This is a genomic window from Phormidium sp. CCY1219 (genome assembly GCF_055795085.1).
In genome coordinates this window covers 1-12,847 of the sequence record NZ_JAYFEQ010000313.1, presented here as the reverse complement: position 1 = coordinate 12,847, position 12,847 = coordinate 1, and the positions used below count along the sequence as shown (strand labels likewise).

Here is a 12,847-nt window from a genome sequence, read left to right as displayed (position 1 = left end):
TGGTCTTCTGGTCAGGTGAGCTTGGGAAAATAAAGTCTTACCAAGCCCCTCCCTTTAGGGATGGGGTTCCTGACAGAGTTTTGACATCAGGGTAGAAAATGAAAACTTCAGTATGAACCATGAGGGGTAAAATGGGAAGAGTAGGTGGGAATCGCGCACGCGCAGGGTCGCCGACGAGGGGGACATCCCTTGCCATCGGCCACTAATCTTCATCGGTAATTTGCATGACGATCGCCGTCATGTCATCAGAATTTTGACTGTCCGGACCGATAAAAAGGCGGACTTGTTCGAACAGATAATCGAGAATTGCTTGCGGACCGCTACAGTGTTGGCAGGCCCATTGAAAAGCCGCCACCAAATTTTCTTCATCGAAGCGATCGCCTTGCGGATTGCTCGCATCCGTAAACCCATCCGTATAGTACACGATGGTATCCCCCGGATAGAGCTGCACCTGACCCTCCTGATATTGCGTATCCGAATCCAAACCAATCAGCATTCCCAGAGTATCCAAACGCTTCAGCGATCCCGTAGAAGCCTGCCATAACAACGGCGGATTGTGAGCGGCATTACTATAAGACAACACCCGAGTTTTCGGGTCATACTCGGAATAAAACAGGGTCACAAACCGATGAGAATTTTCCAAATCCGCGTACATGACCCGATTCAAATGTTGGAGAATCCGAGCGGGAGAATGACCATTGAGGACCTCAGCGCGCAACATCCCCCGGGTCATGGTCATAATCAAGCCCGCCGGAACCCCTTTTCCCATCACATCGCCGATCGCCACACTCCACCGCCCGGTGGGTTTGCCCCCGTTGTTTTTAGACTTAACAATATCGTGACTGGTGGGAATAAAATCATAGTAATCCCCCCCCACCCGATTTGCCGTTTGACAACTCGCGGCTAATTCCACCCCATGAATTTTCGGGCATTGACGCGGGAGCAAGCGCAATTGGATTTCCGCACCAATTTCTAACTCGCGGTCCAAGCGTTCTTTTTTGCGCAGTTCCACCGTCAGCTCGTCATTTTCGATCGCCACAGCAGTTTGATCCGCCACCAACCGCACCAACTTTTGCCGAGTCGGCGTCCAACTGTAGTCCGGGTCGCGACTAAACACATACAATCGGCCCCGTTCCACATTTTTTACCAAAATCGCCGTGCCAAACAAATGCACATCCGACCCGACATAGTGGCTGACTTGATAATCCAAAGACGAAGGCGGAACCTTCGGTCCGCCCGCCACTCCCGAACCGTTCATCATTTGCCGCGTCACCGCTTCCAGAGCTTGGCGGATATCTTGACATTCGTGACCTTCCTGACAGTGGAGCTGTTGCAGGCGCACCTGACCATTGGGTTTAAACAGAATTAGCGCTCCCCCATCGGCATCGGTAACGCGACTGGCCACCAGGGGAATCAGCTCCAAAAATTGATTGAGATTATTGAAGCTTCGCAGGGCAAATCCCAGGGAAGAGAGTAAATCTTGAACTTTCTTTTGTTCGCGATGTAAACGTGCCACCAGTTCTTTGAGGGCAAATACTGGCGTTCCTTCGGGAGGGTTTCCCCCGGCATTGGGAGGGTCAGTAGATTGAAATGGCTGTCTTGGAATAGGTACAGAAGTCATTGAGTCACGCTTTTAATCAATATGAGCGATCGCGGTTTTCGGGTTTCAGAGGGCACTCCCCCAAAAGCTTACTGTGTTTTTATAAATTTCCTGCGCCATTTTTGCAAGGGTTAGGTGCCAGAGGCGCAATCCTGCTGGATTTCGAGGCAAATTGTTTTAATATTCTCGGAATTGAGCGCGGCCAGATGCGGCCACTCGGAGTTTAAAGAAATTTTAATATTTTTGCCGCTTTGGCGATCGGCATTTTACCCCAACGCCTACAGCAGGACGTTAAAGTTGCCAGTTACAGAAAAATCAGGCGATTTGATACCTCATGCCTCGAATCTGATTTTCCGTTCCAGAGTCTCGTACCCACTCTCTTTGAATTTCAATGCTTCGCGCCCAGTGGTGCAGTGACACAAATCCTCACCCCTCACGCTTTGGATATTTTGTCAGGGCGAACGCGAGTTTTGCCGCCTGTAGCGCCCGGGAGAGAGCTTTTAAAATAATGGGGGATGATTGGCAACAGAACCGAGGGGAGGTTCTACTTGAATCCCTTTAACAACGATTGAAATAATCATAGCGCCAATTTCCTATCCTGCCAATCTACAACTGGGGGGATTTTCCGCGATCGCCCTCCTGCACTCCCACCGCCACCAACACAAAGCTTCCCTAAGCAAGGGTGGAAATTAATGTACATCCTTGCTGAATTGATTCGTTATGAATTCGTAGGGGTTCATCGTTTGTTTTAACTGTCTGCGCCACTAGGTTCGAGTTGCCTTGAGAAAACCTCGAACAGGGGCGACAAAATTAACCGAAGCAGAAACGCGCCGATCGCCCCCTTTGCAGCAATAATGGGTGCGATCGGCGCGTTGGGAACGAGAGGGGGTTGCGATCGCCCCTAGGGTTGCGATCGCCGATGCGGTTATCTAGACCTTCCCAAAGGCTTCCCCAGGAAGCTAGCCACTGATTAACGCTTCCACGAACTCATAACTAGAAAAGGGGCGCAAATCTTCGATGCCTTCACCCGCACCGATAAAGCGGATAGGCAGACCCATCTGCTGCACGATCGCCAACGCTATGCCACCTTTAGCAGTTCCATCCAGTTTTGTCAAGATAACGCCGTTGAGATTTATCGCTTCCGAAAAAACTTGTGCTTGGCGCATCCCATTTTGACCCAGGGTCGCATCCAAAACCAAAAGCGATTCCACCACCGCATCCGGGGCTTTTTTATCGATAATCCGGCGAACTTTCGCCAATTCATCCATCAGATTTTTCTTATTCTGAAGGCGTCCGGCGGTATCCACCAGGAGCAATTCCGTCCCCCGCGCTTGAGCGGCGGACACCGCATCGAACACCACCGCCGCCGGATCCGCATTTTTCACCGGATTGGCAATCACTTCCACATTCGAGCGTTGTCCCCACACTTTTACCTGTTCCACAGCGGCGGCGCGGAAAGTATCGGCGGCGGCAATTAAGGTGGAGTAACCGGATTTTTTGGCAATATGGGCGATTTTGCCGATCGTGGTCGTTTTCCCAGCACCATTGACCCCCGCAATCAGCCAGACATTGAGTCGGTCTTTTTCCGGGACAAAGATGGGTTTGTAGTTGTTGGCGTAGGGGCGATCGAGCATATCGCGCAGGATTTGTTTGAGGTAGGCGATCGCCTCGGCGGGCGGGAGTGCTTCTTCTTTAAGCTTTTGCTGCAAGGCATCGATAATCGCATCCGTCGCCTCGATTCCCACATCCGCCTGCAAAAGCGCTGCTTCGATTTCCATCACCGCTTCTTTATTCAGCGGTCCTTGTCCCACGATCGCCCGCAACTGATTGATCAAGCTGCGCCGCGTTTTGTCTAACCCCTGGCGTAGTTTCTGCAGCCAGGTAATTTCTTCAATCGAAATCTCATCCGGACGCCGACCTTGGGACGCCAGCACTTCCGCCGACCACAAAAATCCCTCATCAAACGTTAATCCGGAAATGGTCGCGCCCCCTGTCCCGGGAGCCACAGTTCCCGCACCCTGGGCTGCTGGCTCCTCGGTGGGCGTTTCGATCGCGCTTTCGCTCAATCGATCCAGCCTCGCTTGTCGTTCCGCTTGCGCCCTGGCTAAAAAGGAGGTGGGAGCCGCCGCCGTTTCCGTCTCGGGGGCGGATTCTGTGGCTGAAACCTCCTCGGATACGGGCTCTGCTGGGGCAGGGGGGGGCGCAGTTTCTGGTTCGACTTCTACAGGGGTTTCCTCGGTGGCGTTCTCCACCGCTGCCGTTTCCGCCGTCTCCGGTGCGATCGCCTCGGTCGGTGTGGGTTCCACGGTGGGCGCGGCTTCCACCTGTTCCGCTGCTGCTTCTGTTACCGCTTCTGTCTGCGCTTCCTCGGCTACCGGTGCCTCGGCAACTTCTGCCCCTGGGGAGGTTTCTTCCCTGGTTTCGGCGGTGGCTTCTTCTATCGGTGTTTCCGCTGCTTGCGCGATCGGCGCTTCCTCCACCGACTCTTCTATCTCTGTCTTTTCTTCTTCCCCGGTCTGTTGTTTTTGAATGTTTTTATAAGCCGCTTTCGCCCAGCTTAGATAATCTTCTCCCTCTTCGGCGGGGGGTTCCTCCGAGGCATCTGCGGATGAGGGTTCGGCTTGAACCTGCTCTGTGGCTGGTTCTGCTTGTTTTTCCGGTTTTTTTTCTTCGCTACCAAACTGACGGCGGAACCAATTAAACACCATAGTATTGACCTGACCTAAACTGTTGCTGTATTTTTTGCGGGTTTTCTCCCGTTTTAGAGAAGCTTTAGAAATTGCTTCTCTTAGCTGTGCGGACTTTTGACTGGAATTTACCTAACGTAGGTTTCAGACTTCAATCTACCAATAAACAGCGTTTTTTTATGGTTTTTTGTTTGATTAATCGGTTAAAATATTCCCGATTTTGAAATATTTTGCCTGGATTTAGCTCCTTCCTCCCGCGATTGCACCACTCTCCCGATATCTCTCTAGCTCGCGTTTCCGTTTCATCCTAACCCCTCTCGGGCACTGAAATTTTAGTTTCAATTTCTCCCGATTGGGGTCGATAAATCCTCTCGTGCAACTCCCCACTTTGCGACTTTTTATTTTTTGGGTTTGAAAAGGGTTTAGGTTTGGATTTTTTAAATTTATACCGACGATTTTAACGGTAAAAAATAGCTTTGTGTGGGCTTTTTAACCACCTTTAACGTTCGGTTAAGCTTGGGGTTTGGATTGAGTAGCGTCAAGATTTTTTTGTAGAGGCTAGAGAGTAGAGTTGCGTTTGATTTAATTGACGCTCAACAGCGCAAAAGTGAATCGGTGAAAGTTGTGCGGATGAGAGGGGAAAATTGAGTGAATTGCACGAGAGATTGGGTGGCAAGTTACAGGGGATTAACGAGAGGCAAGGAGCGCGATTAACATCTGGATTTTCTTGGCTAAAGCAGGCGAGATGCCTGCAATGGAGCAAGCCGAATTTGGGGAGAAATCGGCCACCTGACAAGAATCATCAGTTACGTGTTTTGGGGAATCCGGTTTTTCAGGCGATCGCTGACCCGACGCAAGACACCATTAACAAAGCGATAAGCATCTTCGCCGCTGTAGCGTTTTGCCAGTTCCACGGCTTCATTAATGGCAATTCGGTCTTGAACGCCGAGATAGTGCATTTCAGCCACAGCAATTCGCAAGATATCGCGATCGATGCGGGCGATGCGATTGAGTTGCCAGTTAACCAGGGAGTTACTGATGAGATCGTCAATTTCAGCGCGCTCTTGTTTGACGGTGCTGAGAATTTCTAAAGCGTAGGCTTTGACTTCTTTTTGGTTGGTGAGTTGAATGAATTCGGGCAATTCCATTGCCATGCCCACCCGGTTAATGGCAGTTTGAGTTTGTTCGATCGCATCGGAAACCATTGCCCGGGCGCTCTTGACGGTGGTGGCTTGAATTTCGCTATCGATCAGGCGATCGCTACCCCGTTTGAGTTCGGAGGCAGCGGTTTCCAGGATATCGTGAACTTCCTGGGTGAGGGTGCGAACCGCTCCAAGGACCAAATCAGAGAGCTGTTCTTGGTGGAGTTTTTCCAAATTAGAAGAGACTTGACTGAGAGAAAGCAGAGCGAGTTCGCGGGCGATTCGTCGGGGTTGCATAATGGTTGTTGAGTTAAACGGCTTGGGGTTTAGATATATTCTTCTTCGGGTTGTTCTTCAGTGGAGATCGCCTGGTGTTTTCCCTCATTCTTCAGTTCGTGCAGTTTGCGCTTGTTAGAAGGAGGCAAAGGTAAAGGACCTCTAGCCGAGGGGCTGACAATTCCACCAGAGACAATGACTTTAAACGCATCTTCCACCGACATGGAAAGGTCGATCGCATCCTCCTCCGAAACGATCGCGTACCAACCGCTAGTGGGGTTGGGGGTGGTGGGGATAAAAATGCTGAGCATCGAACCGGACAAGTGGGATTGAATTTCCGTGGTTACGGTTCCAGTGACGAAAGCGATCGCCCAGATTCCCCGGCGAGGATACTCGACCAAAATCACCCGGCGAAACTTATCGTTGGAATCCTTCAGCACGGTTTCGAGCAGTTGCTTGAGGGTTTTGTAAACCGAGCCGGCTAGGGGAATAGCCTGTAAAACTCGCTCCCCAAGGTCGAGCAGCCATCGCCCCGCGATATTGCGAGCCATCAATCCGATCAGCAGAATGCTCAGTAAAGGCACCGCTAGGCCCACTCCCAAATTCAGCAGATTGACTAAAATGGGGTGCAGGTTATCAAACGGATTGAGCTGCTTGGGAACGCTGGTGAGGAAATCAATCACCCATCTGGCGATTGTAATCGTCAGCCAGATAGTAGTTGCCAGGGGAATGACCACCAGTAGTCCGGCTATCAGATCGTTTTTTAAGTCTTGCTTAAAGCGTTCGAGCACAGGTCACCCACTCTCCTTTGATGGGGAAAATTGCGCGATCGCAATTTTTCCCTCTAACATTTCACTTTTAACCAGCGGTTGGCCGAGCGAGTTAAACAAACCCCTATTGCCATTTTTGGTGGCTGATTTGAGTTCGTCAACCCTTTTACCGTGGTTTGAGGAAACCAAAGCAGTGCCTCAATCCACAGAAGTTCCGCGACCCGATGTCAGGAACTCAGCCAAACCGCGACTCAATTGTTGCCTGCTTCCGCGAAAGGAGCCTTCGGATGGTTTTTATGAGAAGACAAACCTCCCGCCCAAGCAGGACTTGAAAAAATTCCCTAGTGGGATTGCTTAAAATTGTAAAGAATTCTGTCAAAATTCGCACGAACTGCTCGGAAGCAGTTGGGATCCCTTGCCTTTTCCCGAGGCTCCGCCCCACCGGAAACCTTTACCCGGTTTAAGATTGGCTGGAAGGAGTAGCCTGTACTTGCTCCGGTTCTATGCGCGGTTCTGGGGCGTGCTTCAGTTCCCAGACTTTTAGCAAAATCAGATATTCGTAGAAAGCTTGTAGGGTACACCAGGCAAAACCTGCACGCCCGTCCAAAATCCCCCCCAGCAAAAGATACATGTACAAAAAGCGCAAAAGCGGTCGGAAGGGCAAACGCAAGGACAAATCTTTGAGTGCCCGCCTTCTTTCCACTTCTGAGGATCCTAAAAACAAATTTTTCCAGGATACTGCTCCGCTTTCCAATTGGCGCAGGGTTTCCTTGGCTTCATCGCTGGAATAGCGGTTGTGTTTTTCCAGCCAGCGGCTTAATCCTTTGCTACAAGTGTAGTGGGGGTAGGTTTCTTTGAGAAATCCCGTCGGACCGTCACAAACTTCCCGTTCGGTATGCCCGTAGTCGGTGAACCAGACTTTATCTTTGCGGAATAAACGCATTTGATAGCGGGGATATTGGGTACTGCGACGAATCCATTGGTCCATAAATATGACCCGTTCGGCGACATAGTAACCGATAAATTCCTCGCTTTTTGTGGCCTCGAGACATTCTTGAAACAGTTCGGGGGTCATCCGTTCGTCGGCTTCTAGGATGTACACCCATTCGTGCTTGGTGGGAATTTCCTCGAGCATCCAAGTCCTTTGTTTGCCGTGACTTTCAAACTCGTGCTGTACCACCTGGACGGGATATCGATTGGCAATCTCCACAGTGCGATCGCTACTTATCGAGTCCACAACAATGATGTCATCGGATAACATCGCTGACTCAATGCAAGGTGCAATATCAATTTCTTCGTTATAGGTAAGGATATAAATTGAAAACATGTGCGGCTGCTGCCAATAAGGCGCAAAGACTCTAATGGTACAAACCCACCCGAGAATGGTGATTGTCAGCCAACTTTGTCACCCTATCCAGTCCGGGAGTTTGGCTGATAACTTGCTAACAAGGAGGTGTCCTCAACCCCTCTCAGGTGAAGTTTCAACGCCGCCTTGACTTTACCGGATAGGTTAGGCAGGTGGGGCGTCGAGCGAGCGCGTTTACCGAGCTGCGATCGCTCGGCACTGCTTTAGTCTCTATTGTACTTTATGCTACATATTTTTACTTCTCAATGCCAACTCCATTCCTCCTTTCTCCTCAATTTTCTCTCATCTTTACTCTGAATTCCTTGAAATTTTCTCCCTCCTGGGATTTCAATCCTCTCTTTTCTCCCCCCACTTAATCCTCTCCTCAACTCCTGAAAAATAGGCAAATTTATTCCTTTTAATTTTCTGCCATTACTTTGATTTCAGAAGTTGGCAACTTAGATTTTTTGCCCATTTAGGTTAGCTATCAACCCTCTTTTCTTTGTCACAGCTTCGACATTATTCAACCTACTTTAATTCCCGAAATTCGCTTTCGATTGTCTTCACAATTGCTATTTTATTTCTTCCCACTTTGATGACAACCCAAAACGGAACGGTGGAGAAAACCTCTGGCCGAACCGCGATCGGAGATCGAACTCAAATACCACTTGCGGCGGGGATTTTCTCCGAGCGAAAATCCCCGACTTGTTAGCGAGGGCTAGGACTGCGACGACCACCGCGCGAAGTGCCCATACTTTTCAAACCCGTCCAGCCAATGATACTGTAGCCAACGGCCAAGAGCAAACTACTAATTCCCGTTTGTAAAGCAAGCTTCGTCAATCTGGTTTTCGCTTCTGCTTCCAGGTTTTCCCGACGCTCGCGAATTTGACTCACCTGTTGCTCGCTAAGCGACTCCACGCTAAATCGCTCCTGGAGAAACTGGTCAATCTGGTCTGGATTTTCTCTCAACTGTTGCAGTAACTCTTTTTCCTGTTCTGGTACCTCGGGATTGGCCAATGCTTCCTCAAGTCGCTGTTGGTCAGAAAGCAATTCGCGCAGTTGACCGCCCAAGGCACTGCGCCGCCGTTCGATTTCTGTTTCCACATTTTCATTACCCAGGCGGTTGACCACTTGAGCTTCTGTCTCGACCGCTTGTTCCCGAATTTCCTGCAACGTGTCAGAGCGTTGAAGGCGAACGTTATTCAGATGTAGGGGGAATAGCAACAGAAAGACAAGCCCTAAAACTGTAGACAGCAAAAAAGCCCAAAACCGAAGGTCTTGCAAGGCATTGCGTCTCGATGGGTTAGCCCCTTCGCTACTTTGCATCCAAAATCCAGCTAATAGAAAAGCAATTCCTACTAAAGGAATGATGCCTCGTTCCACGAGCTGAGCCGTATAGGTCAACTGCCACTGTCTCTCCAAAGGATTGAATGGAAAGGCAAGTAGCAGGTAATCTAATAATGACGACAGAACTAAAATTACCCCGACCACTTTCAGGGTCATTGAAGCTACAGAATGTTGATTCATTTTATCTAACCTGCTAAAAACTCCCGAGATTATTGTCAATCGGCAGAGGAAAGCGGGGCGGGGTTTACCACTTCCCCACGATCGCTGGAAAAAAGTTGAGACCCCTACCGTGTGGGATTTACTCGCTTCGGTGACACTGGACGGCAAGCATGCAAGGGGTGGGCAATGACAGACTCGAAGTTTTTAACCTGTACGCACGGGGAGAATTGGGGGCTTTTGCCGCTCCCGCTCGGGGTCAATATTTACTATCTCAGTTTCAGTTTAAACTGAAAACTGGAAGCACCCAAGCCTCTAACTCCCTGTTACCGGAAAACTTAAAAAAAAAATTATTTTTTCGGGTTTGGGATCTGCTGGCCGTTACCCCCTGCATTAGAGAATCCAAACAGACCGGGGGACTTGGGGCATCGGTGGGTTGGCAAAGGTGCCGATCGCCGCGCGGAAGCCTGCCGTTGTTAGTTTACCCATTGACCGTACCAGTTAACCAGACGCTCCGGTGGGACACCAAGATAATACCCAATCAGGATGGCTTGATTGATGGCGGTAGTTTTCACCACGCCGAGTTTTTCCCATCGGCGTGCTGAGGTTAGAACTGAACTCGGCGCGATCGCAATATTGCCCCGCCTTCTCAACCGATGGATGAATTCCAAATCCTCCACGATCGGCAGGGGTGAAAATCCCCCCAGTTCTCGAAAAACATCGGCGCGGACAAATATGCCTTGGTCGCCATAGGGCATTTGCAACAGGCGCGATCGCCACTTTACCCCTCGTTCCACCCACCGCAGACCCTGTCGTGCGGAATCGATTTTCAGTTCAAAGGCACCCCCCACCACTCTCGGTACTGCCAGCACCTCGCGCACCACGGTATCATATCCCCTTGGCAATTGAGTATCGCCGTGGAGAAACAACAAAATTTCCCCGCGCGCCACAGCAGCACCGGCGTTCATTTGCCGCGCGCGACATGCATGCGAGGCGATCGCTTTTACCCCACAAGATTCGGCTAATTCGCGGGTTCCATCTTCCGACCCGCCATCCACTACGATAATTTCTACATGGGTGCCTGCTTTGGTTCGTCCTAAGGTTTGTTCGAGACGATCGGCTTCATTGAGTACCGGAATAATAATCGAAATTAAAGGAGGCAATGGGGAGAGTTGAAAATCGGGTGGTAAACTCGGCAGATCTTCGGGGCGATCGATATCGCGCAGTTGGGGGAGATAGTCAATCGATAAGGATAAAGAATGAGCGATCGCCACTGTCTGTTGCAACACCTCTCCCGTCCCCCAATCAATCCCGGTGAATAATTCCGGCACCGGTCGGCGCAAACCGATGAGGTAATATCCTCCATCCACCGCAGGGCCGAGTACCAGGTCGCTATCTTGCAGGCGATCGAAGGCGGTAGAAAGGAGGGCGGCGTCGATGGCGGGGCAATCAATCCCGATGGTGACCACCCGCTCAATGCCGGCGTCGAAGGCTTCCTCAAAGGCTTGAATCAAACGCGCGCCGAGATCTCCGTTATTTTGGGGGTTGTAGAGCAGATCGGATCCCAACCAAGCTCGCATCTGCTCGATAGTACCCCCCGCAAAACGAACTTCGATGGTAACGGGTTGTAAATTTTGCAGTTGTCTGACCTGAGCGAGGGTATGTTCGCTCAGTTGGCGTTGCAACTGCGCCGCTCCTTGGGCACCGAGGGTGGGAATTAGGCGAGTTTTGGTTTGTCCGGGGGTGGGATAACGGGTAAAGACTAGGGCGCGATCGCGGCAACTGTGGGGATCTATCATCAATTCTGACCCATAACTTGCGTTCTTTATTTTAAAATTGTCGTATGGGGAGAAGAAGATGGGGTTTGATTGCGCTAGATTTAAGCTAGGAAACGCCTCTGGAGAGTTGGACCTCTATGCGATAAGCGAGAGCTTGTGGCGTAAGTTGGCTCGCTCCAGGAGGAACCGAGTACCGTACCCGTCAGGGTCGGTGTCGGGAGGATGTCAGAATGCTATTGGATAATAGCAGCTATTCTCTATTTTGATGAATAAAAGAGTTGAAGTTTTACCGGATAAGACGGCGTTGATTGGGCGATCGCTCCAGGTGGTGCGCGAGAAAATTCAACAAGCCTTGGAAGCGAGCGATCGCTGCACGATTGCTCTAGCAGGGGGTAGCACGCCCAAACCCCTGTATGAATCTCTCGCCACTTGCGATCTGCCTTGGGAGAAAATTCATATTTTTTGGGGGGATGAGCGTTACGTGCCACCAGAGGATCCTGAGAGCAATCAGCGGATGGCTTGTGAAGCTTGGCTCGATCCCGTGGATTTCCCCGCCGCCAACATTCACCCCATACCCACTGGTGCGGGGGATCCAGCAGCCGATGCCAAGCAGTACGAACAACAGTTGCAACAATTTTTTCAAGTGCCCCCGGGTGAATTTCCCGCCCTTGACTTAATTTTGCTCGGAATTGGCGACGACGCTCACACCGCCTCACTTTTTCCCCAGACCCCAGCGTTAAAAGTGAGCGATTCCCCGGTCACGGTGGGCAATAAAGACGGACACCCCCGCATTACTTTTACCGTCCCCCTAATTAACCAAGCCCACTGTGTTATCTTCCTGGTGTCCGGTGCCGGAAAACAAGACGCCTTAGCGCAAATCTTTGCCTCAGACGCAGATGATTTCACCTATCCGGCTCGACTCGTTCAACCCCAGGGAGAACTCTGGTGGCTGCTAGATGAAGCCGCCGGACGGCAGGTGAAGTAACTTAAGTGAATATTGGGCGGAATAGTTTAAGTGAAGCTGATAAGTGAAGCGAGCGTGCTTTCACCTCCGATTTCCATTGCCATGCCTTGCACGATTAGGGGAAAATCTTATTCCCCCGAAAGCAAGCGTCTGAAGCTGAAATTAGAAGCGCTTAGAGCAATATGCGGGGATAAAAAAAGCACTACGCTTGCGATCGGCACCACCGCGTCACTCTCGGTAAAGCATTGAGCCAGGGTAAAATCTGACCATTTGAGGCGGGTAAATCCCTACTCTTCTTACGATCCGAATCGATGGGAGAAAAAACTGCGATGATTGTCTGTCCGAATTGCAACCACCAAAATCCAGAAGGCGCAACCCAGTGCGAGTCTTGTTTGACCCCCTTACCGGCAACCACTAGTTGTCCTTCTTGTGGCGCAACGGTGCAAACCGATGCCGCCTTCTGCGGTCAGTGTGGCTATAATCTCCAGGAAAGTCATTCTGAAGAAGAACAAGCAGCACAAGCCCCAGAAATGCCACCCACTGAGGTTTCCGCACCCGAACAAGAAGCACCCGAGCCATCGATCCAACCCGATCCGATTTCTGGCATGCAGCCTGAGTCTGAGGAGAATCAACCCAGCACCAGCGTTCCCGATGTGGAAGCTGAACCAGTAGCGGCAAGTGCGGCTCCTCCTCCACCCGCACCGCCTCCGGCTCCCACTCCGGCTCCCACTCCGGCTCCCACTCCGGCTCCCACTCCGGCTCCCACTCCGGCTCCCACTCCG

At 50.9% G+C, this 12,847-nt stretch carries 9 protein-coding genes; 2 read left to right on the top strand and 7 right to left on the bottom strand.

Annotated elements, in window-relative coordinates; translation table 11 throughout:
• Positions 1–202 precede the first annotated feature (202 nt).
• The 7 genes from AC0QH1_RS05110 to AC0QH1_RS05080 all read right to left on the bottom strand — a co-directional run bounded on the left by AC0QH1_RS05110 (position 203) and on the right by AC0QH1_RS05080 (position 11,122).
• Positions 203–1,621, bottom strand: coding sequence for a PP2C family protein-serine/threonine phosphatase (locus tag AC0QH1_RS05110; protein WP_324629833.1), 1,419 nt, complete (start codon positions 1,619–1,621; stop codon positions 203–205).
• 938 nt (positions 1,622–2,559) lie between these two features.
• A complete protein-coding gene (gene ftsY, locus AC0QH1_RS05105) occupies positions 2,560–4,308 on the bottom strand; it encodes a signal recognition particle-docking protein FtsY (RefSeq protein ID WP_324629832.1) in 1,749 nt (582 codons plus the stop codon).
• A gap of 785 nt (positions 4,309–5,093) precedes the next feature.
• Positions 5,094–5,726: a transcription antitermination factor NusB gene (gene nusB / locus AC0QH1_RS05100; RefSeq protein ID WP_324629830.1), complete on the bottom strand. Its 633-nt coding sequence runs from the start codon at positions 5,724–5,726 to the stop codon at positions 5,094–5,096.
• 29 nt (positions 5,727–5,755) lie between these two features.
• Positions 5,756–6,496 carry a DUF502 domain-containing protein gene (locus AC0QH1_RS05095; protein WP_324629829.1) on the bottom strand — a complete coding sequence of 247 codons (741 nt, stop codon included), beginning with the start codon at positions 6,494–6,496 and terminating at the stop codon, positions 5,756–5,758.
• A 439-nt stretch (positions 6,497–6,935) separates the two neighbouring features.
• Positions 6,936–7,802, bottom strand: a complete 867-nt coding sequence (locus AC0QH1_RS05090; RefSeq protein ID WP_324629828.1) for a glycosyltransferase family 2 protein — start codon at positions 7,800–7,802, stop codon at positions 6,936–6,938.
• 726 nt (positions 7,803–8,528) lie between these two features.
• On the bottom strand, positions 8,529–9,347 hold the full coding sequence (hpsJ-B, locus tag AC0QH1_RS05085) for a hormogonium polysaccharide biosynthesis protein HpsJ (protein ID WP_324629827.1): 819 nt from the start codon (positions 9,345–9,347) through the stop codon (positions 8,529–8,531).
• 452 nt (positions 9,348–9,799) lie between these two features.
• Entirely contained in the window at positions 9,800–11,122 is a 1,323-nt protein-coding gene (locus AC0QH1_RS05080) for a TIGR04283 family arsenosugar biosynthesis glycosyltransferase (protein ID WP_324629826.1), read from the bottom strand.
• Between the two features lie 244 nt (positions 11,123–11,366).
• On the opposite strand from AC0QH1_RS05080, the gene pgl reads away from it, so the two are divergent.
• The gene (gene pgl, locus AC0QH1_RS05075) at positions 11,367–12,086 is read left to right on the top strand and encodes a 6-phosphogluconolactonase (RefSeq protein WP_324629825.1); all 720 of its coding nucleotides are present in this window, start codon (positions 11,367–11,369) and stop codon (positions 12,084–12,086) included.
• Positions 12,087–12,394: 308 nt separating this feature from the next.
• On the top strand, positions 12,395–12,847 hold a 453-nt coding region (locus AC0QH1_RS05070; RefSeq protein WP_324629824.1), incomplete at its 3' end, for a zinc ribbon domain-containing protein.

What these genes read in the sequence shown, in the direction of transcription:
- AC0QH1_RS05110 (WP_324629833.1), bottom strand. Translation starts at nt 1,621, where the DNA reads ATGACTTCTGTACCTATTCCAAGACAGCCATTTCAATCTACTGACCCT.
- ftsY (WP_324629832.1), bottom strand. Translation starts at nt 4,308, where the DNA reads ATGGTGTTTAATTGGTTCCGCCGTCAGTTTGGTAGCGAAGAAAAAAAA.
- nusB (WP_324629830.1), bottom strand. Translation starts at nt 5,726, where the DNA reads ATGCAACCCCGACGAATCGCCCGCGAACTCGCTCTGCTTTCTCTCAGT.
- AC0QH1_RS05090 (WP_324629828.1), bottom strand. Translation starts at nt 7,802, where the DNA reads ATGTTTTCAATTTATATCCTTACCTATAACGAAGAAATTGATATTGCA.
- hpsJ-B (WP_324629827.1), bottom strand. Translation starts at nt 9,347, where the DNA reads ATGAATCAACATTCTGTAGCTTCAATGACCCTGAAAGTGGTCGGGGTA.
- AC0QH1_RS05080 (WP_324629826.1), bottom strand. Translation starts at nt 11,122, where the DNA reads ATGATAGATCCCCACAGTTGCCGCGATCGCGCCCTAGTCTTTACCCGT.
- pgl (WP_324629825.1), top strand. Translation starts at nt 11,367, where the DNA reads ATGAATAAAAGAGTTGAAGTTTTACCGGATAAGACGGCGTTGATTGGG.